This is a genomic window from Aequorivita nionensis, assembly GCF_046352995.1.
Taxonomy (GTDB): domain Bacteria; phylum Bacteroidota; class Bacteroidia; order Flavobacteriales; family Flavobacteriaceae; genus Aequorivita; species Aequorivita nionensis.
Map to the genome: position 1 here is coordinate 434,024 of NZ_CP130281.1, position 26,712 is coordinate 460,735.

25 protein-coding genes are annotated in these 26,712 nt (G+C 37.4%); 5 read left to right on the forward strand and 20 right to left on the reverse strand.

Annotated features, from left to right (window positions below; translation table 11 throughout):
- Position 1: 1 nt before the first annotated feature.
- Genes Q2U82_RS01975 through mraZ form a run of 5 tightly spaced genes read right to left on the reverse strand, consistent with a single transcriptional unit; the run spans position 2 to position 5,184 of the window.
- The gene (locus tag Q2U82_RS01975) at positions 2 to 1,465 is read right to left on the reverse strand and encodes a UDP-N-acetylmuramoyl-L-alanyl-D-glutamate--2,6-diaminopimelate ligase (protein WP_410006065.1); all 1,464 of its coding nucleotides are present in this window, start codon (positions 1,463 to 1,465) and stop codon (positions 2 to 4) included.
- Positions 1,462 to 3,462, reverse strand: coding sequence for a penicillin-binding protein (locus Q2U82_RS01980; RefSeq protein WP_410006066.1), 2,001 nt, complete (start codon positions 3,460 to 3,462; stop codon positions 1,462 to 1,464). The genes Q2U82_RS01975 and Q2U82_RS01980 overlap by 4 nt, the downstream gene beginning before the upstream one ends.
- Before the next feature lie 43 nt (positions 3,463 to 3,505).
- On the reverse strand, positions 3,506 to 3,826 hold the full coding sequence (locus tag Q2U82_RS01985) for an FtsL-like putative cell division protein (RefSeq protein ID WP_410006067.1): 321 nt from the start codon (positions 3,824 to 3,826) through the stop codon (positions 3,506 to 3,508).
- A 1-nt stretch (position 3,827) separates the two neighbouring features.
- A complete protein-coding gene (gene rsmH / locus Q2U82_RS01990) occupies positions 3,828 to 4,724 on the reverse strand; it encodes a 16S rRNA (cytosine(1402)-N(4))-methyltransferase RsmH (RefSeq protein ID WP_410007110.1) in 897 nt (298 codons plus the stop codon).
- Complete coding sequence (mraZ, locus tag Q2U82_RS01995) at positions 4,711 to 5,184, reverse strand: division/cell wall cluster transcriptional repressor MraZ (protein ID WP_410006068.1); 474 nt, start codon at positions 5,182 to 5,184, stop codon at positions 4,711 to 4,713. The genes rsmH and mraZ overlap by 14 nt, the downstream gene beginning before the upstream one ends.
- Positions 5,185 to 5,388: 204 nt before the next feature.
- Between mraZ and Q2U82_RS02000 the strand changes: the two genes are divergently transcribed.
- Positions 5,389 to 6,153 carry an alpha/beta fold hydrolase gene (locus Q2U82_RS02000; RefSeq protein ID WP_410006069.1) on the forward strand — a complete coding sequence of 255 codons (765 nt, stop codon included), beginning with the start codon at positions 5,389 to 5,391 and terminating at the stop codon, positions 6,151 to 6,153.
- A 72-nt stretch (positions 6,154 to 6,225) separates the two neighbouring features.
- The gene (yihA, locus tag Q2U82_RS02005; protein ID WP_410006070.1) at positions 6,226 to 6,837 is read left to right on the forward strand and encodes a ribosome biogenesis GTP-binding protein YihA/YsxC; all 612 of its coding nucleotides are present in this window, start codon (positions 6,226 to 6,228) and stop codon (positions 6,835 to 6,837) included.
- Between the two features lie 34 nt (positions 6,838 to 6,871).
- Here the strand turns inward: yihA and gldC are convergent, their stop codons facing one another.
- Entirely contained in the window at positions 6,872 to 7,210 is a 339-nt protein-coding gene (gene gldC / locus Q2U82_RS02010) for a gliding motility protein GldC (RefSeq protein WP_410006071.1), read from the reverse strand.
- Positions 7,210 to 8,166 (reverse strand): gliding motility lipoprotein GldB, encoded by a 957-nt coding sequence (gene gldB / locus Q2U82_RS02015; RefSeq protein ID WP_410006072.1) that lies wholly within the window; start codon positions 8,164 to 8,166, stop codon positions 7,210 to 7,212. The genes gldC and gldB overlap by 1 nt, the downstream gene beginning before the upstream one ends.
- 108 nt (positions 8,167 to 8,274) lie before the next feature.
- Here gldB and nadE point away from each other — a divergent pair, with 108 nt between their 5' ends.
- Together nadE and Q2U82_RS02025 are read left to right on the forward strand one after the other, a co-directional pair.
- Positions 8,275 to 9,063 carry an NAD(+) synthase gene (gene nadE, locus Q2U82_RS02020; RefSeq protein WP_410006073.1) on the forward strand — a complete coding sequence of 263 codons (789 nt, stop codon included), beginning with the start codon at positions 8,275 to 8,277 and terminating at the stop codon, positions 9,061 to 9,063.
- A gap of 160 nt (positions 9,064 to 9,223) precedes the next feature.
- Positions 9,224 to 9,856: a response regulator gene (locus Q2U82_RS02025; RefSeq protein WP_410006074.1), complete on the forward strand. Its 633-nt coding sequence runs from the start codon at positions 9,224 to 9,226 to the stop codon at positions 9,854 to 9,856.
- Position 9,857: 1 nt separating this feature from the next.
- On the opposite strand, the gene dnaG is transcribed toward Q2U82_RS02025, so the two are convergent.
- The 5 genes from dnaG to Q2U82_RS02050 form a co-directional block, all read right to left on the reverse strand.
- Positions 9,858 to 11,816 carry a DNA primase gene (dnaG, locus tag Q2U82_RS02030; RefSeq protein ID WP_410007111.1) on the reverse strand — a complete coding sequence of 653 codons (1,959 nt, stop codon included), beginning with the start codon at positions 11,814 to 11,816 and terminating at the stop codon, positions 9,858 to 9,860.
- Positions 11,817 to 11,948: 132 nt separating this feature from the next.
- Positions 11,949 to 13,022, reverse strand: coding sequence for a hypothetical protein (locus Q2U82_RS02035; protein WP_410006075.1), 1,074 nt, complete (start codon positions 13,020 to 13,022; stop codon positions 11,949 to 11,951).
- Positions 13,023 to 13,155: 133 nt separating this feature from the next.
- Positions 13,156 to 13,947 carry a hypothetical protein gene (locus tag Q2U82_RS02040; RefSeq protein ID WP_410006076.1) on the reverse strand — a complete coding sequence of 264 codons (792 nt, stop codon included), beginning with the start codon at positions 13,945 to 13,947 and terminating at the stop codon, positions 13,156 to 13,158.
- Entirely contained in the window at positions 13,934 to 14,500 is a 567-nt protein-coding gene (locus tag Q2U82_RS02045; protein WP_410006077.1) for an RNA polymerase sigma factor, read from the reverse strand. The genes Q2U82_RS02040 and Q2U82_RS02045 overlap by 14 nt, the downstream gene beginning before the upstream one ends.
- A gap of 192 nt (positions 14,501 to 14,692) precedes the next feature.
- The gene (locus Q2U82_RS02050; protein WP_410006078.1) at positions 14,693 to 15,670 is read right to left on the reverse strand and encodes a polyprenyl synthetase family protein; all 978 of its coding nucleotides are present in this window, start codon (positions 15,668 to 15,670) and stop codon (positions 14,693 to 14,695) included.
- 321 nt (positions 15,671 to 15,991) lie between these two features.
- On the opposite strand from Q2U82_RS02050, the gene Q2U82_RS02055 reads away from it, so the two are divergent.
- The gene (locus Q2U82_RS02055; RefSeq protein WP_410006079.1) at positions 15,992 to 16,798 is read left to right on the forward strand and encodes a choice-of-anchor J domain-containing protein; all 807 of its coding nucleotides are present in this window, start codon (positions 15,992 to 15,994) and stop codon (positions 16,796 to 16,798) included.
- 49 nt (positions 16,799 to 16,847) lie between these two features.
- Here the strand turns inward: Q2U82_RS02055 and rlmN are convergent, their stop codons facing one another.
- The 8 genes from rlmN to Q2U82_RS02095 form a co-directional block, all read right to left on the reverse strand.
- Positions 16,848 to 17,888, reverse strand: coding sequence for a 23S rRNA (adenine(2503)-C(2))-methyltransferase RlmN (gene rlmN / locus Q2U82_RS02060; RefSeq protein ID WP_410006080.1), 1,041 nt, complete (start codon positions 17,886 to 17,888; stop codon positions 16,848 to 16,850).
- An 81-nt stretch (positions 17,889 to 17,969) separates the two neighbouring features.
- Entirely contained in the window at positions 17,970 to 19,628 is a 1,659-nt protein-coding gene (locus Q2U82_RS02065; protein ID WP_410006081.1) for a T9SS type A sorting domain-containing protein, read from the reverse strand.
- 129 nt (positions 19,629 to 19,757) lie between these two features.
- Positions 19,758 to 20,807 carry a tRNA preQ1(34) S-adenosylmethionine ribosyltransferase-isomerase QueA gene (gene queA / locus Q2U82_RS02070; RefSeq protein ID WP_410006082.1) on the reverse strand — a complete coding sequence of 350 codons (1,050 nt, stop codon included), beginning with the start codon at positions 20,805 to 20,807 and terminating at the stop codon, positions 19,758 to 19,760.
- 156 nt (positions 20,808 to 20,963) lie between these two features.
- A complete protein-coding gene (locus Q2U82_RS02075; protein WP_410006083.1) occupies positions 20,964 to 22,202 on the reverse strand; it encodes a 3-phosphoshikimate 1-carboxyvinyltransferase in 1,239 nt (412 codons plus the stop codon).
- Positions 22,199 to 22,441 (reverse strand): hypothetical protein, encoded by a 243-nt coding sequence (locus Q2U82_RS02080; RefSeq protein WP_410006084.1) that lies wholly within the window; start codon positions 22,439 to 22,441, stop codon positions 22,199 to 22,201. The genes Q2U82_RS02075 and Q2U82_RS02080 overlap by 4 nt, the downstream gene beginning before the upstream one ends.
- Positions 22,442 to 22,768, reverse strand: a complete 327-nt coding sequence (locus Q2U82_RS02085; protein ID WP_410006085.1) for a nucleotide pyrophosphohydrolase — start codon at positions 22,766 to 22,768, stop codon at positions 22,442 to 22,444.
- Positions 22,768 to 24,786 carry a DUF3857 domain-containing protein gene (locus Q2U82_RS02090; RefSeq protein WP_410006086.1) on the reverse strand — a complete coding sequence of 673 codons (2,019 nt, stop codon included), beginning with the start codon at positions 24,784 to 24,786 and terminating at the stop codon, positions 22,768 to 22,770. Before Q2U82_RS02090 ends, Q2U82_RS02085 begins: the two co-directional genes overlap by 1 nt.
- A 13-nt stretch (positions 24,787 to 24,799) precedes the next feature.
- Positions 24,800 to 26,701, reverse strand: coding sequence for a DUF3857 domain-containing protein (locus Q2U82_RS02095; RefSeq protein WP_410006087.1), 1,902 nt, complete (start codon positions 26,699 to 26,701; stop codon positions 24,800 to 24,802).
- Positions 26,702 to 26,712 lie beyond the last annotated feature (11 nt).

Consider the following 26,712-nt stretch of genomic DNA (forward strand, 5'->3'; position numbering starts at 1 on the left):
GCTATTTGTTTAGGGTTTTTAAAAGTTGATTTACTATTTTAAAATCATCAAAATCGAAACGTTCCCCGTTGATTTCCTGATAGGTTTCATGTCCTTTTCCAGCAATTAAAATAATATCATTTTCCTGCGCCATTTGGCAGGCAGCTTTTATGGCTTCCTTTCTATTTGTTATTGAAATTGTTTTTTTATAATGTTCCGCAGGCACACCCGCTTCAATTTGTTCAATAATTTTTTCAGCATTTTCGGTTCGTGGATTGTCGCTTGTAAAAACAACTTTGGTACTCAATGAAGCAGCGATGTTTCCCATCACGGGACGTTTTTGCGCATCACGATCTCCACCACAACCAACAACCGTTATCACTTCTTCATTACCGGTTCGGATGCTGTTTATTGTTTCCAATACATTTTTTAAAGCATCAGGGGTGTGCGCATAATCTACTATTGCCGTGATTTTCTTTTCAGAAATTAAATACTGAAATCTGCCGCCCACACTTTCCAAAGTGCTCATAATTTGAAGGATTTCGAGTTCTTCCAACCCTAAAAGTTGCGCCGTTCCGTATATCGCCAATAAATTATAGGCATTGAAACCTCCAATCAATTTTGCCCACAATTCCTGATTGTTTATTTTAAGAAGTTGTCCTGTAAATTGACTCTCCAAAACTTGGGCTTTATAATCAGCGTAGGTTTTTAAAGCATATGTTTTTTTCTCAGCTTTAGTATTTTGAAGCATTACCACACCATTTTTGTCATCTACATTCACCAAAGCGAAAGCGGTTTTTGGCAATTCATCAAAAAAAGATTTTTTCACATCACGATACTCAGCGAAATCTTTGTGATAATCCAAATGATCGTGTGAAAGATTGGTGAAAACGCCCCCAACAAAATGAAGCGCTTCCGTGCGTTTTTGATGGATTCCGTGGGAACTCACTTCCATAAAACATAATTCAACACCTGCATCTACCATTTCACGTAAATATTTGTTGATGGTCAAAGAATCTGGCGTTGTGTGTGTGGCTTTGTATTCGGTATCGCCAACCATTATTTTTACGGTGGAAAGCAAACCGGCTTCCAATCCAGCTTTTTTGAAAAGTTGATACAATAAAGAAGAAACCGTTGTTTTACCGTTAGTTCCAGTTATACCGACAAGTTTTAGTTCTTGTGAAGGATTGCCATAATAATTGGCAGCCATAATTGCCAGCGCTTTATGTGAGTCTGCAACCTGAACATAGGTTATTCCGTTTATGATATTTTCAGGCAAGGTTTCACAAATAACAGCCAAAGCGCCTTGATCTGCTGCTTTTTTAATGAATTGATGTCCATCAGAAACAGTTCCTTTTATAGCGATAAAAACATCGTTTAAAGAAACGTTTCGCGAATCAAACTCAAGATTGTTTATGGCCACGGAAGTACTGCCAACGACGCTTTCGATGGTAACTTTGTACAGTATGTCCTTTAACAATATCACGATAAGTTCAATGTTATTAATTGTCCTTTTTTAAGATTTTCGCCAGATTTTATGGATTGGCTGGAAACAGTTCCATTGCCCACAACTTGAACTCTTAATCCAAGATTTTCTAATAGTGAAACCGCATCCATTCCTGCCATTCCGGTAACGTTGGGAATTGTTTTAGCCGGTTGTTGCAACTTTGCATAATACTTTTCATAATCCTTTTCAATCAGTGGATCTGTTTTTTCCACATCTTCCACAGAATCTATTATTTGAGAATCGGTGAAGATTTTTTGAGCGATTCTTTTAAATACTGGACCGGAAACATCGGCTCCATAAAATCCTTTTCTTGTGCTTGGTTTATGAATAATCACGATGCAGGAATACTTAGGATTTTCCGCTGGAAAAAATCCCGCAAATGAAGAAATGTAACGTCGATTGCCCTTCCAATCTGGCATCCAATATTCGGTTTGTGCAGTTCCTGTTTTTCCAGCCATCGAAAAATCTGGCGAATAGAGTGATTTACCCGTTCCACGCTTAACTGTATTTTTCATTATTTCCTTGATTTCACGCAAGGTTTCATCTGAACAGATTTTTGGATTGATAATTTTGGTATCGTATGTAGTTACTTTTTCATTCCAGGCCCTAACTTCTTTTATAAAGCGCGGCTTTACCATTACTCCGTTGTTCGCAATAGCATTGTAGAATGTAAGTGTTTGCAAAGGAGTTAGTCTTAAACCATACCCATAAGACATTGAAGGCAGGGCGTTTTTGCTCCACTTTTTGTCTCCCGGCTGTGGAATCATTGGCATCCCCTCACCTTTTATGGAAACTCCTGTTTTTTCATTTAAATGCCAGCTTTTTAATCGGTTGATGAATTTATTTGGGTTTTTGGAGTATCCATTGTCAATGATTGTTGCCAATCCGATATTTGAAGAAACCTCTAAAGCTTTTGCTGCAGAAATTTTTCCGTAGCCGCCACGATGAGAATCATTAATAGGCTTTCCATAGAAAACTTTTCTGCCATTTCCGGTGTCAACAACGGTACTAGTATCAATTACTTTGTCTTCTAGTGCGGCCATCATTGCCATCACTTTAAAAGTAGAGCCAGGTTCGTGCGACTCGCCAATGGCGTAATTTAGCTTTTCATAATAAGTTCCTTGAGAAGTGCGTCCAAGGTTTGACACGGCTTTTATCTCGCCAGTGGCAACTTCCATTACGATTACACTTCCGTGTTCAGCTTCGTAATACTCTAACTGCTTCAACAACGCATGATGTGCAATATCCTGGATATTTACATTTATGGTTGAAACAATATCGTAACCGTCTTGCGGCTCAATTTCGTTGTCATCAAATATAGGCTTCCATTGGCCCTGTGCAATTTTTTGCTTTAAACGATGACCCTCTTTTCCGGTTAGCAAATCATTAAAAGCACCCTCAAGACCAACAGCATAGTAGCCCGGTCGGTCAAATGCTTCATCGCCAACGGTACGCTGTGCAATTTTACCAATAGGATGTTCGCGAACCGTGCGTTGTTCAACAATGATTCCACCTTTATAGGGACCTTTTCGGAAAAGCGGTAAATTTTTTACTTTAATGTAGTTTGAATAACCCAAATTTTTTACCACCAACTGATAGCGGTTTTTATCGGCTCGAGCCTTTCTAAACATATCTAGATAATAAGACACGGGCTTTCCGAACATTTTGCTCAAACCTTCAGAAAGTGGTTTTAGATTTTCATTGAAATCTTCGGAAGAAACCGTTACCGCGTCAAAACGAATGTCATATTTTGGAACAGAAGTTGCCAAAAGACTGCCGTCATCTGCATAAACATTGCCTCGATTGGCGGGAATAACAAAATTTTTGGTGGTGTTTTCTTTGGCGAGCTCTCTATATTTTTCACCATCCACAAACTGAATATTCATCAGTTTTATGCTTATGGCCAAGGCGAAGAGAAACATACATCCAGCAATGATGTATAAACGGTTTAGTATGTTTTTTTCCTCGAAAGCCATTTTCAATTATCAGTTGTCAATTGTTATTTCTTTTCGTTTTTAACTATTTTTTCTTTTCAATAATTCGAATTCTCTTTGGCGGGTTTGATGATGGCTGTAAACCGCGGCTTTCCATTGCGGCTATAATCTTACTTTCCATTCTGGCCTGCATCAAAAGCATGCGAACATCAACATATTCGCTTTTCAGCTCTTTTACCTGTGCGTTCAATTTTGAGATTTTATGTACTTTTTTATCTGCACTATGTGAACTGCCAATCATTATCAAGGCCAAAAGCGAAAGGAAAATGATGAAGCGCCAGTTTTTCAACGCGTCATCACTAACCAAAAATTTTCCTTTTATTATGTTGTAAAAACCTTCTTTCATGCTATATCTTTTCTGCAATTCTAAGTTTGGCACTTCGGGCGCGGTTGTTCTGTTTTATTTCTTCTTCGGAAGGAATTATAAATTTTCCAACTGCTTTAAAAGGAACTTCTACTCTTCCAAAAACATCCTTTTCAGGTTCTCCTTCAAACATTCCGTTTCTTATAAATCGCTTCACCAATCTGTCCTCCAAAGAATGATAGCTTATCAAGCTTATTCTTCCTCCAGATTTTAAAACCTCATTTGTTTGAAGTAAAAATTCTTTCAGCGCTTCTAATTCTTGATTAACCTCAATCCTAATTGCCTGATAGATTTGGGCCAAAATCTTGTTTTCTTTATGCGCTGGCAGAAACCTGCTGAGAACTTTTTTAAGCTGTTCACTGGTCTTTATTTTTTCGTTTTCACGAGCTTCAACAATTACTCGTGCCATTCCGGCTGCACTTCGCAATTCGCCATAGTTTGAAAGCACATTTCGCAATTGCGATTCTTCATATTTGTTGACCACCGTGTATGCTGAAAAATTACTGTCACGATTCATTCGCATATCCAAATCCGCTTCAAAACGGGTTGAAAAGCCTCTTTCGGCAACATCAAATTGATGAGAGGAAACTCCGAAATCTCCCAAAACACCATCAACTGTTTTATAGCCGTGAAAGCGCAAAAACTTTTTAAGAAATCGAAAATTTTGATTGATAAGTAAAAATCGCTCGTCGTCAATATCGTTTTCCAAAGCATCTTTATCTTGATCAAAAGCAATCAGCTTTCCATTTGGCCCCAGACGTTCAAGAATTTCGCGGGAGTGGCCGCCGCCGCCGAAAGTTACATCCACATAAACGCCATCTGGCTTTATGTTTAGCCCCTCGACAGTTTCATTCAGCAAAACCGGATTATGATATTCCATCACCATCATTGCTTTTGTTTCCCATTACTTCTTCGGCCAAATCAGCAAAGTCACTTGCAGCGTCATCAATAGCCTGTTCGTATTTGTCTTTATCCCAGATTTCAACAATGTTTATTGCAGAAGATATTACCAATTCCTTATTTATTCCAGCGAAAGAAAGTAGGTCTTTCGGGATTAGCAAGCGGCCTGTGGCATCAAGTTCTACGGTTTTTACACCCGCAGTAAATCTTCTAATAAAGTCGTTGTTCTTTCTGTTGAAGCGGTTCAGTTCGCCCATTTTCAGCATCAGGGCATCCCATTCTTTCATTGGGTACATTTCCAAACAGGGCTGAAACACGGCACGCTTAATCACAAACCCTTCTGGAGCTACCGATGCCAACTGCTTTTTTAAAGGCGCAGGCACCATGACCCGTCCCTTTACGTCTGCTTTACATTCGTATGTGCCTATTAGATTGAGCATTGTGGAAATTCCCGATTTGTAATTTATAGTTTCAAATATATATAACTTTTACCACATTTTACCACATTCTACCACTTTGTTGATAAGTTTTACCACTTTGTAGATAAAGTGAAATCGATACAGTAAATAACAAAGCCTTATTTTAAATAGACCTTATGAAATAATTTTGTTTACTTTTGTCATTCTAAATTGCAGCAACCAAGCATGTCGGAAAACTTAAAGAAAGAAGGAAAATTTTCATATTTAGAAATAGGTGAAGGCACTCCAATAATCATCCTTCACGGGCTTATGGGCGGGTTGAGCAATTTTGATGGCGTTGCAGATTTCTTTCCACCAAAAGGCTACAAAATTTTAATTCCCGAATTGCCCATTTACAAGATGACTTTGTTGCGTACCAATGTGAAAAATTTCGCAAAATATGTAGCGCAGTTTATTGACCATCTGGGTTATAAAGAAGTGATTCTTTTGGGAAATTCTCTAGGTGGGCATATTGGCCTTTTATGCACAAAAATGTATCCTGAAAAAGTGAAAGCTTTAATAATCACAGGAAGTTCTGGTCTTTATGAAAGTGCGATGGGTGAAAGTTATCCAAAACGAGGTGATTATGAATACATAAAACAAAAAGCCGAAAACGTTTTTTATGACCCCGCTGTTGCAACCAAGGAAATTGTGGATGACGTTTATGAAACCGTAAACGACCGGAATAAATTGATAAGAACCCTTGCTATCGCGAAAAGCGCCATAAGGCACAACATGGCAAAGGATTTACCAAAAATGCAAACCCCAACTTGCATTATATGGGGAAAAAACGATAATGTTACGCCCCCAGAAGTTGCAATAGAATTTGATGAACTCTTACCGGATTCTGAATTATTCTGGATTGACAAATGTGGCCATGCCGCAATGATGGAACATCCTGATGAATTTAATGAACTTCTGTATTCTTGGTTGGAAAAACGGGGATACTAACCATCTCAGTCTTTCGGCTGCGTTCAAGGTTTCAGGTTTCATAAGCAATACTAATTTCTCAATACTAAAAAAATGCAAATCAAATCGGCGGAATTTTTGATGAGCAACAGCGAAGTTGCCAAATGCCCCAAAGACCGTTTGCCGGAATATGCTTTTATTGGGCGTAGCAATGTGGGGAAATCTTCCCTGATCAATATGCTAATGCTGCGCAAAAGTTTAGCAAAAACTTCTGGGAGACCGGGAAAAACACAGCTCATCAATCACTTTCTTATCAATAAAAACTGGTATTTAGTAGATTTGCCCGGTTACGGCTATGCACGTGTTTCTAAAACCAGCAAAAAGACTTTTCAGAAATTCATTACCAATTATTTTGAAAAGAGAGAACAAATGATCCTCGCCTTCGTTTTGGTAGATTGCCGCCACGAACCACAACCTATTGATTTGGAATTTATGCAATGGATGGGCGAGAGTGGAATTCCTTTCAATATAATTTTCACCAAAGCAGACAAATTGAAACCAAAAGCTTTGGAACGAAACATTGCTCTATACGCAGAAAAAATGTTGGAAACTTGGGAAGAAATGCCTCCCTATTTCATTACTTCAGCCAGTGATTCCACAGGAAGGGATGAGGTTTTGAAATATATAGAAGAGCTAAACGCTTCAATTCCCAATTCTGAATTCTGAATTCTGAATTCTGAATTCTGAATTCTGAATTTAATTATTCCCGTTTCAACTCTAACTTCTCTGCAAAATAATCACAAAAATCACGCATAGTGTCGCTCATTCTATCATCATTGGTCGCACGCTGAAAAGTATCTGCCATTGCGCTTAAAGTCTGGTGAAAGAAAATTTTCATTTCGTCCACTGGCATATCCTTTGTCCAAAGATCTATTCTAAGAGATTCTTTTTTAGCACTGTCCCAAACGGAAAGCATTACGGCCTTGGTAACTTCGTTTGTAATTCCGCCATCTTCAGCGGTCCATTTTATGTTTTCAGGAATTTTGTTTTCGTCAAGACCTATGTTTAGTTTTATTTCAGATGTATGTTTTACTGCCATTATTTCTTCGGTTTATATTTTGAATTTGTAAATATTTCTTCAGCATCTGTAACCATTAATTGCTGAGTGGATGTTTTATTGTTTTCCATATAGGCACGCACAATTTTCCAGCCCAAATAACGCCCCAACATTCCAGGGGATTCGTTGTCTATTTCAAGATAAAATTTTGAAAAAGGCGCAGGATTTATAAATCGAGCCCCTAACTTGGGATCGGTACTATAGAGCAATTCTTTCTCAATAAAATAGCGCCACATATATTCTTCATTCGCCTCAGCCCATTCAAATTCAGCTTCCGTGTACCCTATTTTTTCTGCATCTTTATCATTTGGAAGCCATAAATCTTTTAAGTAAAGTTCTTTTCCAAAGTAAATTATTTGCCCCAAAAATGAACCTTTATTGGGAGGCTTAATATATTGTCTTGCATAGGTTTCAGCCACGTCGGGACCAATTTGGGATGGCTTCATTTCTTTAGAGACATATTTATCAATTCCTTCATAAAACCGATGTTCGCTCCCTAAATAATTGTCTAAACCTATTACCAACATACTATCTGCAAGAATCACTTTATTTCTGTAATCAACATCTGAAGTTGCAGTTACAACCACTGGCGTTCTAAAATCTGGAAAATAATATTTTATATGTTGAAATAACGGAACAAGAATCTCTTCTATAACTTCCTCCTTGGGAAATTTTTTTAGCACTTCCATTTCTAGCTGGTCTTGAAGTGTATCGGTCAATTTTTCAACCCAAATGCTATCGTTATATTGTTTCGGAAAAAAGGCAGGGAATTTCGCTTTTAGCTTTGGAAGATCTGCTGGAGTTGCTGCTGCAAATTCTTTGTCAAACCGAATGATTTCAAAATTTATAGGAATTTTTTCAATCTCTTTTTCAACTTTGCTTTCGTTGTTGCACGAAAAAAAGAGGACACCCAAAAGAACAAATAAGCAATACTTCATAATAGAAAAAATGTTACAGCTGGTTAACGCCATTCCTTTTTATTAATTTTATCTTTAACAACTTTTGCGCTGCAAAGGTATTATTATAAAAGATTAAAAACACAGAAAATGCATACTGAAAAAGTGATAGACCACATTGTAAATTGGTTAAAAAATTATGCTGTAAATGCAAAAATGGATGGTTTTGTAATTGGCATTAGTGGAGGGATTGATTCTGCCGTAACCTCAGCCCTGTGCGCAAAAACAGGGCTGGAACTTTTATGTGTGGAAATGCCCATACACCAAGAAGCTTCTCAGGTTAGTCGTGCTTACAACCATATTGCTTGGCTAAAGAAAAATTTTTCAAGCGTTGAAAAAATTGAGATAAACCTTACTCCCGTTTTTGATTCCCTCATTGAGGCTTTGCCAAAAGTTGAAAAAGAAGAAGATCGTTTTATGTCGCTCGCAAACACTCGTGCCCGTTTGCGCATGACAACACTTTATTATTTTGCGGCTCTCCATAAATATCTGGTTGCTGGGACCGGCAATAAAGTGGAGGATTTTGGAGTGGGTTTTTATACAAAATACGGTGACGGTGGAGTGGATTTAAGTCCGATAGCAGATTTGATGAAAAGTGAGGTTTATGAAATTGCCCGATATTTGGGAATAAATAAAGAAATTATTGAAGCAGCACCAACGGATGGACTTTGGGGCGATGACCGTACCGACGAAGATCAACTTGGCGCAAGCTATGACGAACTGGAATGGGCCATGAAAATGACTGAAAAAGGAAAGATCAGTTCTGATTTCTCAGGGAGACAACAAGTAGTTTTTAATATTTATAACCGTCTCAATAAAGCAAACCAACACAAAATGATGCCAATTCCTGTCTGCGAAATACCTGCCAAATTGAAATAGCCTTGTTATTTACCGAATAATTTAACCATTAAACGAAAGGTTTAGCATTCTTACTCGTAAGATTTTATATATTCAAAATGTAGCATTAATATTACATTGTCAAACCTCAACCCCAAATCTGAAGGTTTTATATTTTTAAAAAATTTATAAATACAATAGGATGAAAAAAGTTGTAATTGCAGACCACCACCCAATAACTAGAAAAGGTGCAGAAGTGTTGCTGAATAGCACAAATGAATATTCAATAGTCGGAAAAGTTTCACGCGGATCAGAATTGCTAAAATGTTTGGAAAAAGAACGTCCCGATATTTTGTTGTTGGAATTAGACATACCAGAAATTAATGGTTTTCACGCCCTTAGAAGTATTAGGGAAGAGTTTCCAAGAACGCGAATTGCTATTTTTTCATCACATCCAGAAGAAATTTATGCTTTGCGCTCTATAAAATCTGGTGCTGCAGGTTACATTCCAAAAACATCTTCAGAAGTAATTTTTCTTCAAGCCATTAAACGCATTGCAACTGGCGGTGTGTTCTTGAATGATGAACTTTCGGCCGCCTTCAACAACAAGTCTATTAATGACAATACCATTATGGGGCGTTATAAAAAACTTTCCGCCCGGGAGATTGAAGTGCTGAACTTACTTTCCAACGGAAAACGCAACAAAGACATAGCTACACTTTTGGAAATAAATGAAAAAACAGTGAGCACCTATAAAACACGTTTGCTGAAAAAACTAAAAGTGACTAGCTTGGCTGAATTGATAAACCAAGCCCGATTGTTTCAATTCAATTGATTTAAAGCACTCTGTTTAGTTTATTGGAAAGCACTTTTTTAAGGCTTATATAATCCACAATTTCTTGTAAACCAGATTCCTTTTCAAGATTTTCTTCCTGCTTCATTGCTTCAGAAAGTTCATTTATTTTCTGTGAAACCAAATGTCTTCGCAGATTGAGGATGGTCTCACTAACCATTTGTGCAATAGTCTGTTCTTTTACCTTCACATATATTTCCATTCGCTCCCAATTGCTTAAGGAATATCTTTCTTCTTCCATCAAAATATGTGTGACAGAAGACGCCATTTCGGGACTCAATTCATTGATGAAAGTTTCGGCTTTGGCTTCCGGATTTTGGTTAAAACGGTTAACAACTTCAAAATATAGTTCTTTAAATTCTGGGTTCATGAATTCAATTTCGTCTTCCTGAAGATCGAGATATATTTTTTCAAAAACGCGCGACTTGTGAATTTCGGGCTTTAATGTGATTTCTCCTTTTTCGTCGGCTTCCAAGATTAATTCCTCAAAATCTTCTTCCACATTGCCATAAAGAAGCAAAAGCTCTATTATTTTTTGTTCCAGTTGAAACTGGACATCTACTTTTTCAATCTTTTTTTCTGTGGGAATAACCTCGAAAGCTTCCTGCGGAATAACTTCTCTTTTTGCAGCATCTTTTTTATCCTTTTGAAAAATCTGCGCCAGCGTATTGAAAAGAACCTGCTCCGAAATATCCATAATCCGCGAACATTCCTTTATATAAACTTCACGCTTAATAACATCCGGGATTTTGGCAATACTGTTCACCATATCGTGTATGGTTTCAGACTTTTTTATAGGGTCATTTTTTGCTTCGTTTGCAAGCAACGAAGCTTTGAAGGTTACAAAATCTTTAGCGTTTTCCTCTAAATAAAGCGTCAAATCTTCCAACGAATTTTTTCGCGAAAAACTGTCCGGATCCTCGCCTTCAGGAAAAGTGCAGATTTTCACGTTCATTCCCTGTTCCAAAATCAAATCGATTCCACGAAGCGATGCGCGAAGCCCAGCCGCATCCCCGTCAAAAAGAACGGTTATGTTTTTGGTAAGTCGATTTATAAGCCGAATCTGTTCCGAAGTCAATGCCGTTCCCGAAGAAGAAACTACGTTATGTATTCCGGTTTGGTAAAACTGGATAACATCTGTATAACCTTCCACCAAATAACAATTATCTTCTTTCGCAATACTTTGTTTCGCGTGAAAAATGCCGTAAAGCACTTTGCTTTTGTGGTAAATATCGCTTTCGGGAGAGTTTAAATATTTCGCCGCTTTTTTATCCGAAGTTAAAATACGCCCTCCAAAACCAAGTGTGCGGCCGCTCATGCTAAGGATTGGAAACATTACCCTTCCCTTAAAACGATCAAATTGTTTTTCTTCTTTAACAATGGAAAGGCCCGTCTTTTCCAAAAACTCCAACTTATAACCTTTTTTGATGGCGTGACTGGTAAAAGCATCCCAAGAATCGGGCGAATAACCCAATTCAAATTTTTTGATGGTTTCGTCCGTAAAACCTCTCTCTTTGAAGTATGAAAGCCCAATCGCTTTGCCCTCTTCGGTTTTTAAAAGCGTACTGTGAAAATAATCTTTAGCGAATTCGCTAACTAAATAAAGACTCTCCCTTTCGTTGGCCTGTTCTTTGTCTTCAGCAGTTTGTTCGGTTTCCTCTACTTCAATCCCGTATTTTTTTGCCAAAAATTTTATGGCTTCGGGATAGGTGAAATGTTCGTGCTCCATCAAAAAAGCAACTACGTTTCCACCTTTTCCGCTACTGAAATCTTTCCAAATCTGTTTCACCGGCGAAACCATAAAACTCGGCGAGCGCTCGTCAGTAAACGGACTTAACCCTTTATAGTTGCTTCCGGATTTTTTCAACTGAACAAAATCACCAATCACCTCCTCTACGCGGGCGGTTTCAAAAACATTGTCTATGGTGGTTTTGGAAATCAGATTGTTGGAATTTTAGGTTTTTGGACGGTTTGATTTTTGATTTGTAAAAATAGGGATATTAAGAAAAGAAACCTGCACGAATTTTAAAAATCCATGCAGGTTTTAAACAACGAATAATGAAAGTGTTTATGGCTAATCCACATCAAACCGAAGTCCGAGGGAAACATTGCGCTGATCTATTGGGTTGTTCTTAAAGATTGTGTTTAAATCATACTTACCATAAAGCGCGACACCTTGCCAGCCTATATAAGCGCTTAAACCGTAGATAAATTTATTTGTGTTGTAATCTGCTTTTAATTTTAGTTTTTGGTCTTCGCCATCTTCTTCAAACTTTAGTTTTTGGCGGGCTCCGAGATTTATTCCTGCATAACCGCCTAAACCTACTTTAATTTGGTTTTCTGTGTTATACCTAAAGTAGCCATCGTGTTCCTCTTTTTTGGATGGGCCAAACTCAAAGTGAAATGGAACGACGAGGTTATCCATTCTGAATTTTGATTTATCCAAGTTTAATGGATAGGCTTGAAGTTCCGTATGTTCTCCAGTATCTACATAAAAACGGTTGTCTGTTGGTTTCAATCCGTTGAACTGAAGAGACAATCCGTACTTAATGCGCACCCAGTTTGTGTTTTCAAACACACGGGTTTTCCAGGCCCAACCTATTTCTGCAAAACGGCTTCCGGCTACTTTGAAATCTGAATCCTGCAAAGATTCTCCTTTTGTAATTACATTGTTCAACCCAAAAGCAAATACCATATCTGACGTAGTGCGACGGTCATATTTTCGTTTTTTGTTTTTGGGGCCAATGTATAGAACATTGTCATTTTCACTATTTTTTCCGCTGGAACCAATGCGAATGATCATTCCATTATCTTCGTCCTCTTCAATGTTTCCGTTTCGTTTAAGCAATGCTACTTTATTGTCTATTATAGCTATGCGGTTTTCGATGTTGAGCGCATGTTTTTCTGCCGCCTCTTTCTTAAAAATTTCGGCTTCGGATTCTGAAATAGCTTCGTTTGTTAAACGTTCGTTGATGTTTTCTACATCTCTTTTTAAAGCCTCCTTTTCTTCCAGAATTATTTTCTCTTTAAGATTGGTAAGCTGTTCTATCGTAGTCTGTGTGTCGTGATCGGTTTCCTGTGCATTTGCCAAACACGATGCAAGCAACCAAATTGCAAGAGTAATTGTGATTGTAATTAATGATTTCATAACTGTTCGATTTTTTGATGAATGATGATGAATGTTTATTGATTATTGAAAATTATTTATTGAAAATTGAGCATTGAGCATTGAGCGTTGAGCATTGAGCATTGAGCATTGAGCATTGAGCATTAAAAAATGGCTAATCGTTTCTTTCTGTAACGGCAGTGCGCACTTTTTGAAAGCCTTCGCCAAGAGCATCGAATACTTTATCGCGGAAACTTTTTTCGAGTTCCCATTCCACATCTTCAAGCAATGCGGTGGCATCAACCTTTGGATTATTGAGAATTCGCTGGGTCTCTATTTCGCGGCGGGCATTGTTCAATAATGCTTCCACATCTGTCACATTGATTTCTGTGTTGTTTTCTTGCATTTTTTTTACGGAGGCCACTACTTCATCTACTTTATTGTTAAATAGTTTGTCTTCTTCTTTCTCCAAAGTTGTTTTCAGAGCTTGCTCTGCTTCTACTTTTGTGACTTTCGCAATAGCTTCGACACTCTCAATCTTTTTGTCAACTTCAGATTTTTTCTGGGGAAGCGACTTCAATTGATCCGAATTTGGTTTTTGTTTCTTTTCAGTTTCTTTTTTTGGAGCTATTTTTTCAACCGTTTCCAAATGGTTCTCTTCGGAAGCAATTTCTTCGGATTGAGAATTATTTGGAATTACCTCTGGCTGCTTTTCTACACTCTTCTGCTCTATTGTTTCATTCACTATTTGATTGCCCACTTCAGCATTATTCCTGCTGAAAAAAACCGAGGCCAGAATTAAAAACCCCACAAAACTCGCAGCAACATAATACCAAAGCACAGTTTTCTTTTTGGGCTGCTCGGTATCCAATTTTGCTTCCAGTTTGCTCCATGCGTCCGCAGAAGGTTTCAGTTCCCTCGCTTCCAATTTTTCACGGATGTTGTCTTCCAGTTTATAGGGTGCCATAGCTTAAATTGTTTTGTTGTTTTACCATATTTTGAAGCATTTTACGGGCCTTGAAAAGTTGTGTTTTTGAAGTGTTCTCGCTTATCTGCAACAACTCTCCTATTTCACTGTGTTTGTAGCCCTCAACCGCATAAAGCACAAAAACCGTTTTGTAACCGTCCGGCAGACTGTCTATCATCTTTTGGATATCGGCTTCTTCCAGTTCGGTTTCAATAAAAGTGGAATGCTCTGCAGTGTTCTCTATTTCGGTCTCGGAAATAAAGTGCAATTTTTTGTCCTTCCGAAGTTGTGAAATACTCTCGTTCACCATTATTCTGCGAATCCAGCCTTCAAAACTGCCTTCGTTTTTGAAATCCTTTAAATGCGTAAACATTTTGAAAAAACCCGAAAGCATTACTTCTTCCGCCAAATCGTTGTTTTTTAAATACTGCCTGCAAACACCCAACATTTTTGGCGAAAACATTTCAAACAATTGATGCTGCGCGCGGCGATCGCCTTTGGACGCTTTGTCAATTAAATTTGAATAGTTTTTATGTAACGGTATAATCTTCACGCAAGCGTTGCTGTTTGTGCTTCTATTTTAATAGACGTAGGTTTTTGAAGAATGGTTGCCTGGGAGTGAAAAAGTTTGAAGTTTTCAGTCGCAGTAGTCAGTTATTTGTAGTTTATAGGTCGTGGATCTTGGGTTGTTTGCTAAAAATCTTTTTTTCTGAAAACTGAGACTGTAAACTGCAACTGTAAACTACTATTTTTTCCTGTCAATAACATAATTCACCATCAGAACCAACGATTCTTTATAGGGTGAAGCGGGATAGGTTTCCAAAAGCTGAAGCGCTTGCTGTTGGTATTCCTTCATTTTCGAGACGGCATAATCTAGGCCGCCATTCTGTTTTACAAGGTTGATTACTTCTTTTACGCGCTGTTTGTCTTTGTTATGGTTTTTAACCGAATTGATAAGCCATTTTTTTTCTTCAGAAGTGGAATTATTTAAGGCATATATTAAAGGTAGCGTCATTTTTTGCTCCTTAATATCTATGCCCGTGGGTTTGCCAATATGCTCGTTGCCATAATCAAACAGGTCGTCTTTTATTTGAAAGGCCGTACCAATGAGCTCACCAAATTTGCGCATTTTTTCAACTTCTTCGTCGGGAGCCATTATGGAGCGGGCACCCATGGCGCAACAGGCAGCAATCAGTGTTGCTGTTTTTTGGCGGATTATTTCAAAATATACTTCTTCTGTAATATCCAGTTTTCGGGCTTTTTCAATTTGAAGCAATTCGCCCTCGCTCATCTCGCGCACGGCTACCGAAATTATTTTCAGCAAATCAAAATCGTCGTTGTCAATGGAAAGCAATAAACCTTTGGAAAGCAAATAATCGCCAACCAGTACGGCGATTTTATTTTTCCAAAGTGCGTTTATAGAGAAAAATCCGCGGCGGCGGTTGCTGTCGTCCACAACATCATCGTGCACCAAAGTTGCAGTGTGGATGAGTTCTATAACGGAAGCGCCGCGATAGGTACGTTCGTTCACTTCACCATTGCCTGTCATTTTTGCAATGAGGAAAACAAACATAGGGCGCATCTGTTTTCCTTTTCGGTTTACAACATAATGTGTGATTCTGTTAAGAAGTGAAACTTTTGAAGACATGGAAGCTGTGAACTTTTTTTCAAAAAGCTCCATTTCCTTTTCAATGGGAAGTTTGATGCGTGAAACTATCTTCATAAAGGCTCAAAGATAGTTAAAATTGAATGATGGTTTGAAGTCAGCAGTCAATGAGAATTGATTGTTTTGGAAGGCAGAAAACTGAATTTAACATTTTATTATAAAATCACATCAAAAAGCAATAAATAAAAAGAACAATCAAACATATTCCATAAACAGAATTTGACAATAATGCTGTTAATTAAAATAAAGAATGCCTATTTATATGACAATATTCTGTCAATTTTCAAAAAGGCGTTAAAATATTCCGAAACCTACAAAAATAAAGGCTCTAGCCCTATTTTTGAAAAAATCATTTTAACTCCTTAATTTATAATTACAATGAAAAAAATTACATTATTGGCCGCATTATTTGCTGGCTTTGCTATGAATGCACAGACCACTTTCTTCTCAGACGATTTTAATGATGAAGATGTTTCAGATTGGACAATTTATGATGAAGATGGTGATGGCAATAATTGGGGTGACCTTTTTGCAGTTACTGACCAAAACGGAAACCCTGTTACTCCTATTTCATTAATTTCAAGATCTTGGCAAACCGTACCCTTAACTCCAGATAACTGGATTGTTTCTCCTGCAATTGATTTAACAACTGCTAGTGGAGATGTTCTATTAACTTGGAAAGTTCAAGCTGCTGCAGCTGAATGGGACAATGAGAACTACAGTGTATATGTTGCTACTAGCAGCGATCTTGCTGACTTAGAATCTGCTACTGTTACTTTTACTGAAGTTTATGATGACCCTAATGATGAAGGAACTCAATATGAGCGTTCATTAGATCTTTCAAGTTTGTCTGGAGAGACTGTTTATTTAGCTTTCAGACATCATAATGTTACAGATATGGATTATCTTTCTATTGATGATGTAACCATTTCTGGTGTTTTGGCAGTTGGAACTAACGAATTTAAAGGTTTCAATCATTTTATCGCAAACAACAATTTGAATCTTTCTGCAAACACTTCAATGGAGAAAGTTGCACTTTACAATATGTTAGGCCAGCAAGTTGTTTCACAAAAACTAAACAGCAACAACGAAACTGTTAGTCTTTCTGGATTGCAGTCTGGTGTTTACATTGCTACTGTTTCTATTGATGGAGCAAGCAAGTCATTTAAAATCGTAAAAAACTAATTTACATTTTATATTGAATTGAAAAGAGCGGCTTTGGGCCGCTCTTTTTTTATTGTTTGTTTGCCAACTGTCCGCAAGCGGCATCAATATCTTTTCCTCTGCTTCGGCGGACGGTTACAGGAATTCGGTCATGTTCCAACGCTTCAATATAATCATCGATAATTGTTGAAGAAGCTTGCTGAAAATGTCCATCGTCAATCGGGTTGTATTCAATGATATTTACTTTGCACGGCACATATTTGCAGAAAGTAACGAGTGCTTCAATATCAGCCCACTTGTCATTGATGTCTTTCCATACAATGTATTCATAAGTTATTTTGCGTTTGGTTTTGCTGTACCAATATTCCAAAGCCTCCCGCAAATCTGGCAAGGTGAAGTTTTTGGCAAAAGGCATAATCTGTTCCCGAGTTTCTTGAATTGCGGAATGCAATGAAACGGCGAGATGGAATTTCACTTCGTCATCCGCCAATTTTTTAATCATTTTTGGTACGCCAGACGTAGAAACTGTGATACGTTTTGGAGACATCCCTAAACCTTCATCACTAGTAATTTTCTCGATGGATTCCAGAACGTTTTTGTAGTTCATCAACGGTTCGCCCATTCCCATAAACACAATATTGGAAAGAGGTTTGTTATGATACAGACGGCTTTCCTTATCAATGGCTACTACTTGATCGTAAATCTCATCTGGGTTTAGGTTTCGCATTCTTTTCAGTCTGGCCGTAGCACAAAAAGTACAATCCAAACTACAACCCACTTGGGAGGAAACACAGGCAGTGGTTCGTTTTTTTGTGGGAATTAAAACAGATTCAACCACTAAATCATCATGAAGTTTTACTGCATTTTTAATAGTGCCATCATTACTTTTTTGGAGATAATCAACTTTTATATGGTTGATTACAAAGTTTTCGTTTAAATGTGCTCGGGTTTCCTTGGAGAGATTGGTCATTTCATCAAAACTGTGAATGCCTTTTCCCCAAAGCCATTCGTAAACTTGTGTTCCGCGGAAGGCTTTGTCGCCAATGCTAACAAAAAAGCTTCTAAGTTCTTCTTTTGAAAGTGCGCGTATATCTTTTTTTTCTGAAACCATCGTGCAAAATTAGGGTATTTAAAGTAAAAAAGCCTCTTTCCTTTTCAGAATAGAGGCTTAACACATAAATAGAATTATGGTTTATTTTTTTATAATTATCTTTTTGGTAATAGATTCGTTACTGTCTTCATCCACTAAATGAAGGAAATAAACTCCTTCCGAAAGATTATCGACTGCAATGGTATTCATTGTGTTGGACAAAGAACCTGAATGAATTTGTTGGCCCATAACATTAGAAAATACATAAGACAGATGTGGATACCTGTTGTTCATCACTGTAATGAGGGTACTTGCTGGGTTTGGATAAATTTTAAGATCGCCTATAAGCTGGAAGTCAGGTGTATTCAACAAATTCTGAAGTGTCTCAATTGTTGTGTGCCCTGTATTTGTTGGATCCAACCAATCTTTTAAACGTGTTTCAGGAGAATTTCCATTGTTCCAAGAAACACCAAATCTTCCATATATATCATAATCGTTATTGTTTTCCAAACCAGTACAGGCAGATTTTCCAGCATACAATTGCCCAATGAGTCTTCCGTTTTGGTCAAAAAGAGGCGAGCCTGAAGAACCACTTTCGGTTGTGCCTATTTCCCAACCATTTCCGGGACCATGGGTGCCACCACCAATCAACCATACTTGAGTGCCATTGGCATCTACTTTTTGAGCTCCGGAATCATCACGACAAATTTTCATGATATCTCCATTTGGGTGATGTATTCCAACTTCAAATAACGGATTTGCATCTGAATTATCCCAACCTGCAAAAGCAACGTCCCAAGATTCGGGAATAGGATTAAAAAGTTCAACCAAAGCAAAGTCACTAATACTACTTTTTGCTTTTAATTCGGCACCGCTTACTGTAAAATTTGTTTGCAAATCACCGCTTTCATCACCCGTAGCACAGATTGGGGTTGGACTCACCCAATTGAATCTGGCAGACCAAAGTGCTGGATTGCTATTTTCTAAACAATGGTTCGCTGTAAGTAAATAGGGAGTTTTATCGCTTAGAGCGTTATTAATAAGCGAGGCAGAGCACAAGTGGCCATTGCCCAAATTGAGCAGTGCAACCGCTTTCTTTACCAAATCTTTCTTTTGGTCAAAATCGTTTCCAATAGGGCAATTAACGTCATAGTTACATTCTCCAGAATCATTCAATCCACGATTTTCATCAAAAAGCACATTTACCCTTCCCATTCTGTAACCGTGAATAACGCTTTCAATATTAAGTCTCGGTGAGCCTTGAGTTCTTGGCGGTTGATAATATTCTATCCAAATAATATCACCTTCTACAAACCAAGTCCCCAGTTGACCTTCACTAGAGTTTTGATTATTTGTTAAAGCTGAAATAATATCGGTGTGATCGTCATTATAAAGTTGTAGCCGAGAGCCCCTTGGCAAAAAGAAATCATTAAAATTTACACTTAAATTTAATGCTCCGGAAGATTTTATTGTGGCTTGCCAAATTCTTCCGCCGTCAGGCAAATCAGTCCAAAGACCGCCATGTTCCATATTCAAACTTAAAGGAATTTCAATACCATAACGCCAGGGCATGGTTTTATCCAAATCATTGATACTGTCTTGTTGAACTATATTTTCAAAGTCCAATATTGGAAGCCTTATAATATTAGGAACTCTATCTAAATTCAAATTCCAACTTTCAGGCAAGTCATCTCCCCCGCCCTGCGGAAAGGCGGTAAAAATGGTAAAAAATAAAATGAAGAAAAGCGTAGTTTTTTTCATTCCTATTGACAGTTAGTTTTAAATAAGGATGACTAAGGTAAATTTTTATTTTGACATTTGAAAACCAAATGCTTATAAAATAAAAAATCCCGATTTTCATCAGGATTTTTCAGGGTTTATTAAAATTTATTAGATAATCAACATTGCGTCTCCGTATGTGTAAAATCTATATTTTTCTTTGATTGCTTCGGCATAGGCTTCTTTTATAAAATCGTGTCCTGCAAATGCTGAAACCATCATCAATAAAGTGGATTTTGGTGTGTGGAAGTTTGTTACCATTGCATTTGCAATACTGAAGTCATAAGGAGGGAAAATGAATTTATTGGTCCATCCGGTATAAGCATTCAATGTATGGTTTGAAGAAACTGAACTTTCCAAAGCCCGCATTGCGGTTGTACCTACAGCACAAATTCGTTTTTTCCTATTAATGCCAAGATTTATAACATCTACAGCATCTTGAAGAATACTCATCTCTTCCGAGTCCATTTTGTGCTTTGAAAGGTCTTCAACCTCAACAGAACTGAATGTTCCCAAACCTACATGAAGTGTAACTTCAGCTATATTCACCCCTTTAATTTCAAGGCGCTTTAAAAGGTGTTTTGAGAAGTGCAAACCAGCAGTTGGCGCAGCAACAGCTCCTTCGTTTTTAGCGAAAATAGTCTGGTAGCGCTCTGCGTCTTCAGGTTCTACTTCTCTTTTAATATATTTTGGAAGTGGTGTTTCGCCCAATTCTGTCAATTTATTTCTGAATTCCTCATAAGAACCGTCAAAAAGAAAACGGAGTGTTCTTCCACGAGAAGTTGTGTTGTCAATAACTTCGGCCACAAGGGTTTCGTCATCACCAAAATACAGCTTGTTACCAATTCTAATCTTTCGGGCCGGATCTACCAAAACATCCCAAAGACGAGTTTCAGGGTTCAGTTCTCTTAAAAGAAAAACTTCAATACGCGCTCCGGTCTTTTCTTTGTTACCGAATAAACGCGCTGGGAAAACTTTTGTATTATTGGTTATCAAAACATCATCTTCCTCAAAATAATCGATAAGATCCTTAAACATTTTGTGCTCAATGGTTTTATCTTTTCGGTTTAGCACCATTAAGCGAGATTCATCGCGGTTTGGAGCTGGATATTCGGCCAATAATTCCTCTGGAAGGTTAAAGTTGAAATTTGAAAGTTTCATTCCCATAATTCGTCGTGTCTTTAGATTTTACAAGGGCGCAAATATACAACCTCAAAACAGGCGTTGTCAAGTAAATAGGAGTTTATTATTTGGAAATGTTTTCTGATGGATGCTTGACGCGGGATAATAGATGAAAAATGAAGTAGATTTTTTATTTTACGAGTTTTCCAAAACACACTTAATACCTACTTTTTGCAAGTCTTTCCAAAAATTTGGGTATGATTTTGAAACCACTTCGGCATCGTTTATTGCAAGTTTAGTTTTTAAGGAAAGCGGCGCAAAAGCCATTGCCATGCGGTGGTCTTGGTAGGTATCAATACTTTTATTTGAATTGATTTTAGTAGCTTTTTCAAGATTCAACGAGTCATCATCAACTTGAATGGTTGCTCCCATTTTTTCCAATTCATTTTTTAACGCTAAAAGCCTGTCTGTTTCCTTGATTTTTAAAGTGTGAAGTCCGGTTAGTTTGCAACTTATACCCAAACCGAAACACGTTATGGCGATAGTCTGCGCCAAATCTGGCGTGTTTGATAAATCCAGGAGAAGAGAATCTGGCAATTCCGTTTTCTTTTTTGAAAGCGAAATGATGCCTTCAGAAGTATTAAAAACAGTCTTCACGCCCAAAGAATCATATATAAGCGCTAAAGCCGAATCGCCTTGCAAACTTTTGTTTGAATAACTTCCAAGGGTCATTTCAGCATTTTCAGAAAGTGCCAACAAGCTATAAAAATAAGAAGCCGAACTCCAGTCTGACTCTACAACCAAAGTCTTTGTTTCAACATTTTTCTTTGAAGAAATCAAGATTTCATTTTTACTAAAACCTCCCTTTATTCCAATACTTTTCAACAGTGAAAGTGTCATTTCTATATAGGGCATAGAAGTGGTTTTTCCTTCCAAATAAATTCTTAAACCATTCGGAAACATTGGCGCCACAAGCATTAGCGCTGAAATGTATTGACTGCTGATATTGGCTTTAATTTTCACTTCACTTTTTTGAAGTGATTTTCCTTTTATTTTTAAAGGCGGAAATCCTTCATTTTTAAGATATTCAATATCTGCCCCCAAACTTTTTAGCGCATTCACCAAAATCTCGATAGGGCGTTCTTGCATGCGTTGGCTTCCGGTGAGGATTATTTCAGTATCTTCTTTTGCTGCAAAATAAGCTGTTAAAAAACGCATAGCGGTTCCTGCATGATGCACATCTACAGTTCCGTTTGTGGTTTTTAAACCTTCGAGCAGCACTTTGGTGTCATCACTTTCGGATAGATTCTCTATTGATATATTTGGAAATTGAGCTTGAAGTATCAACATTCTATTCGATTCACTTTTGGAACCGCTGATGTTGATTTTTACATTTTTAACAGGAAAACTTCCGTGTTCGAGAATGACTTTCATCGTCCAGACTCTTTTTCTTTAAGTTTAGCGCGAAACTTTCCGAAGGTTACAAAAAAACCATACACAAAACCTGCAAGTAGCAGGGTAAAAATAAACATCCACGGATCTTGTTCAGTGAAATATGCAAGCTCAAAACCTTCAATTGCCCATTTAATAAGGGCAAAAAGAATTGCGAAAGCAACTGCCAATGAAATTACAGATTTCCAAAACCCTTTTGTATTTATTACTTTTTTGAACATTTATTTAAGTTTTTCGTTGCCATGATGCCTATCATGATCGCGTTTGGTTTTAAGCTCTAATTTTTTTTCAAAAGCTTTTTCAAGATCAACACCAGTTTGGTTGGCCAGGCAAAGCACTACAAAAATAACATCTGCGAGCTCTTCCCCCAAATCTTTATTTTTGTCGCTTTCCTTTTCGCTTTGTTCGCCATAGCGTCGGGCAATAATGCGTGCCACTTCACCAACTTCTTCAGTGAGTTGTGCCATATTTGTAAGCTCGTTGAAATAGCGGACGCCGTGTTCCTTAATCCAAGCATCAACTGCTTTTTGTGCGTTTTTTATATCCATTATGACCTTGAAAGTACAACTTTTTCGTTTTCCTTCGCAATTAAAAGTTCGTAGAATTTTTTTAGGCTTTCGTATTCTTCAGCTGCTATTAAAGACTTGTTGATTGCAAATTCCACAGAAAGTTGCAATTTGTTGCCAACTTGTGAAATAAGATAACGGTAACTTCCGGTGTTTTCACTCAAATTAAAAACCGCGTTCTCTGGCAATGATTCCACTTTAAAGCCATCGGGCAGTGCAATATTGATTATGTACCGATTTTTCATTGGATAACCATAATCTATAGGATATTCCCGGGTTTCAGATTTAAATGGAGTTTCCTTTGTAGCCATAAAAGTCATTGGTGAAAAATATAGTTTGCCAGCAACATCTTCAACAGCGTCGAGAGCTTCAAAATCATATTCCAAAGAAACAGGCTGGCCAAGGGTGGTTAAATTTTCAAAATGCAAATTAGACAATTCTGCCTGGTTGTTATTTTTCTCAATTGCTTTGCGTTGTGCATCTTCGTTTAAGCCCTTGAATTCTGTTCTGTATTGAAATGCGTAATTTCCAGTAAACCTGCTTTGGGCTTTTCCCGCAACTGACATATCTGGCTTGATTTCAACGTTCACCATCGCGCTTTTTACGGCGGGAACTATTGAGCTTAAAGAAACCCAGCCAGAAGTACCGTCTTTCTTTATAACACGACCTTGCCAATTTAAGATGTTAGATTTTAAAACGCCAATTTCGGCATCTTTATTTGTTGCATCCAGCAACAGAGTTCCCTGCGGAAGATCTACTGCGGCAATAACATAATTAAAACCGTTTCGAGTTGGAAAAAGTGGAATGCCGTGTTCTTTTGTGCTCACCAAAACAGGATTTGCTTCCAAATTTGCGTGGCGAAGCATTGCAACCAACATCAGGTTTATATCCGCAACATTTCCAGAGCCTTTTTTATAGGCTGTTTTAACACCTTCATAAGTGTAAAAGCTGTTAAAGCCGTTCCAGTTCATTTTATTCAATACATATGAAAATATTTTACCCACTTTTTCTTCGGGTTTGGTTGCGCCGCTAAGAAGAGCATCTATATCATTTTCAAAATAGTTATTTCGTTTAAGTTCTGCACCAAAATCATCTATGCGGTAAATACTTTTTGAAACGTCTTCCCAAGTGGTGGCATAGGTTTTAAGTGGTACGCCAGGAATATCTATATAACTCATCTCAAATTGCAAAGCAGTTGTGTAGTTGTCTAAATTACCAACAAATGCTTCTTCCTGTAGTGCTGGCACATTGTCAAGCTCCACAGTGTATGTATCTTCCTTAAATTTTATTTCCCTAGTTTCTGTTTGTTGAATTCCTTTTCCAAAAGTTCTTGTGTCCATCTGCTCTGTTTGTCTAAAAGACATTGTCCGTTCTCTTGTTTCAGAATCTACTTTATAAGGAACCCAACCTCTTTGGTGTGTTTTGTACACAAAGTATTCTGGTGTTGTGAAAAGCACTTTCACTTTCTCAACAGGAATGGTTTCCTGAAACCTGAATTCATCTATATTAAAAATGAAAGGCGAATTGATGGTATATTTATATTCTATAATACAACCTTCGCGCACGTCTGGCATTGTAATTTTTGTTTGCGTAAGAAATTTAGAGGTCTCTTCCTCAAAAATCCCATCACTTTTAAGTTTCACTTCTTGCACTTTGCCGTCTTCACCTATATAATATGTATAACCTTTCAGGTTAAGAAGTTTATCCTCTTTATCATCTTTATATAAATTTATAGTTGCGTTTGCTCTCTCAAAACCTTCTTTGGTGTAAATTTTTACACGTTCAAAATAATCAGTAACCATATACCATCCGGAGTCCTCAGTATATTGAAAATCGGTTTTGGTTTCTCGGTAAAGCACTGCAGCATCTGCAGTGGGGTTAGTTGGATGTTCTTTTTGAAGTAGTTCTTTTTCAGAAACTTTTCCGAATTTATAGTTCTGTGCAACTGTAATGTTCAGAAAGCATAACAATGCAATTGTTGTAAACAGGCTTATTTTCATTGGTCAAGGTTGTTTATTCTACGTTTTGTTCTAAAAGTATTTTTGTTTTATCCAATCTAGCAATAGATCTCATAAAATCTCTATAGTTTTCATATTCTGAAGAAGGATATTCGCCTTTGTTGATCCTCAGTTTTCGGTTATAAACCAATTTGTTCTCAACAGTTTTGGAGAAGCTTATTTCATATTTACCAAATTTGGTTTCCAAAATAGTGTTCTCTGGCAAAACCTCTACAGAAAAGTCTTCAGGAATTTCAACTTCTACAGTATCTTCATCAATATATCCATGCCCCAAATAAAGATTTTGTTTTCTGTTTTCAATACGTGGTGGAATGTATTGGTTTTGGTTGAAAATATTGGCACAGAAAAGAAAATCATTGCCCACTGCATTTGCGTAATTAGGAATACTTATTGAAGTTTTTTCAGTAAAAACAATATTCTCACGATCGTTGATGAATTCAAAATTGTTCAATGAAAACCCGTTGATATAGCTCCAACGGTTTTTATAATATTCATCCACATCGTCCTTTTTCTTCTTCGGAAGTAAGTATTTATTGTCATATTGAAGCCCTTTTGAAACACTTTCAAAATTTGCCGTAACATTGCCATTGGCATCAACTTTTACTTTTGAAGTGTTCTGTTGTGTATTCCCCTCGGTTTTATAGATTTTGGTGTGTGCAATTTTCCCACCTTCGGGCGTCATTATTATTACATCTCTATCATCCGTGAAATCACCCATATAACCATAGGGTGCATCTTGACTAGTACATTCCAACCAGGTTATTTCATCTCCATCTGGAATTCCAAGGATGGCATGATTAAAACGCATAATGGCAAAATCCTTTTGAATATCTACTTTATCATCTCCAGCGTTTACTAAAGTATAATATGAAGGAACTCCCACTGCGTCTAAGAGCGTTTTTGTATAATTGGTCAATGCCTTGCAATCGCCATAACTTAGTTTGTCAACATCTGAAGCAAGCATAGGTTTCCAACCGCCAATACCAATATTTATAAAAACATAACGAACCTTGTCTTGCACATATTGATAGATTTTACGTGCCTTTCCTTCATTAGTTGTTTCGTTTGCAACCAAGCTTTTAATCCTTGAAAGAGTTCCTTCTGGAAGTTCGTTCACATCTGAAAGCAAGTTTTTGTTTACCCATTCACCAAACTCTTTCCAATCCTTGACAGAGCCCGAAGTTTCTTTTAGTTTAAAATCATTGAGTGCTAAAAGCACATTAGGGAAAATACTGTTAGATGAAGGACTGTATTCCTCACCGCGAATCGCCATTAAATTTAAAGCCGTAAAAGTAATTTCTTCTGAGGCTTCAGAAATTGAAATGTCAAAACCTTCTAAGTTTTGGGATTTATATTTTGGTTTGTTGGCTGGGGCAAATTTAATTTTCAACACACTTTTTTGAGTGCTTTCAGCATACCCTCCCAAAGGATACCACGGGCTTATAAATGCAGAATCTCCGCTCTCGGTTTCGCTTTCGTAAACAACAATATAAGGATAAGTGGTGGGCGTATAGTTAATACCAAGCATTCTATCATCACTATAGATACTTATTCCCGTTCTACTTACATCTACAAAATCTTTCTTTTTGAAGTGTTCCAATTCCTTTCCAAAAGCATCATAAATCCAAACTTCAATATTTTTTACACGGGAATTGTTATCATAATACTCGCGAAGATTTACATCGCCATCACCCATTTTGTTTAAAACCGCCAAAACTCGGTGTGTTTTGGTTTTCATTTTGTTGATGTCGGTCACATCTATTTCAACCAATTCATCAATTAAAATACTGTTGGAATATTCTGTCAGTTCTTTGTTAACAGAAGCTAGGGAGTAATCTTTTTGGGAATATATTTGGGCTGAACATAATAGAAATGCAAAGCAAAAAAGCGTTTTCATAAAAAGCGTTT

Coding starts and splice junctions, on each gene's coding strand:
- Q2U82_RS01980 (WP_410006066.1), bottom strand. CDS start 3,462: ATGGCTTTCGAGGAAAAAAACATACTAAACCGTTTATACATCATTGCT.
- Q2U82_RS01985 (WP_410006067.1), bottom strand. CDS start 3,826: ATGAAAGAAGGTTTTTACAACATAATAAAAGGAAAATTTTTGGTTAGT.
- rsmH (WP_410007110.1), bottom strand. CDS start 4,724: ATGGAATATCATAATCCGGTTTTGCTGAATGAAACTGTCGAGGGGCTA.
- mraZ (WP_410006068.1), bottom strand. CDS start 5,184: ATGCTCAATCTAATAGGCACATACGAATGTAAAGCAGACGTAAAGGGA.
- Q2U82_RS02000 (WP_410006069.1), top strand. CDS start 5,389: ATGTCGGAAAACTTAAAGAAAGAAGGAAAATTTTCATATTTAGAAATA.
- yihA (WP_410006070.1), top strand. CDS start 6,226: ATGCAAATCAAATCGGCGGAATTTTTGATGAGCAACAGCGAAGTTGCC.
- gldC (WP_410006071.1), bottom strand. CDS start 7,210: ATGGCAGTAAAACATACATCTGAAATAAAACTAAACATAGGTCTTGAC.
- gldB (WP_410006072.1), bottom strand. CDS start 8,166: ATGAAGTATTGCTTATTTGTTCTTTTGGGTGTCCTCTTTTTTTCGTGC.
- nadE (WP_410006073.1), top strand. CDS start 8,275: ATGCATACTGAAAAAGTGATAGACCACATTGTAAATTGGTTAAAAAAT.
- Q2U82_RS02025 (WP_410006074.1), top strand. CDS start 9,224: ATGAAAAAAGTTGTAATTGCAGACCACCACCCAATAACTAGAAAAGGT.
- Q2U82_RS02035 (WP_410006075.1), bottom strand. CDS start 13,022: ATGAAATCATTAATTACAATCACAATTACTCTTGCAATTTGGTTGCTT.
- Q2U82_RS02040 (WP_410006076.1), bottom strand. CDS start 13,947: ATGGCACCCTATAAACTGGAAGACAACATCCGTGAAAAATTGGAAGCG.
- Q2U82_RS02050 (WP_410006078.1), bottom strand. CDS start 15,670: ATGAAGATAGTTTCACGCATCAAACTTCCCATTGAAAAGGAAATGGAG.
- Q2U82_RS02055 (WP_410006079.1), top strand. CDS start 15,992: ATGAAAAAAATTACATTATTGGCCGCATTATTTGCTGGCTTTGCTATG.
- rlmN (WP_410006080.1), bottom strand. CDS start 17,888: ATGGTTTCAGAAAAAAAAGATATACGCGCACTTTCAAAAGAAGAACTT.
- Q2U82_RS02065 (WP_410006081.1), bottom strand. CDS start 19,628: ATGAAAAAAACTACGCTTTTCTTCATTTTATTTTTTACCATTTTTACC.
- queA (WP_410006082.1), bottom strand. CDS start 20,807: ATGAAACTTTCAAATTTCAACTTTAACCTTCCAGAGGAATTATTGGCC.
- Q2U82_RS02075 (WP_410006083.1), bottom strand. CDS start 22,202: ATGAAAGTCATTCTCGAACACGGAAGTTTTCCTGTTAAAAATGTAAAA.
- Q2U82_RS02080 (WP_410006084.1), bottom strand. CDS start 22,441: ATGTTCAAAAAAGTAATAAATACAAAAGGGTTTTGGAAATCTGTAATT.
- Q2U82_RS02085 (WP_410006085.1), bottom strand. CDS start 22,768: ATGGATATAAAAAACGCACAAAAAGCAGTTGATGCTTGGATTAAGGAA.
- Q2U82_RS02090 (WP_410006086.1), bottom strand. CDS start 24,786: ATGAAAATAAGCCTGTTTACAACAATTGCATTGTTATGCTTTCTGAAC.
- Q2U82_RS02095 (WP_410006087.1), bottom strand. CDS start 26,701: ATGAAAACGCTTTTTTGCTTTGCATTTCTATTATGTTCAGCCCAAATA.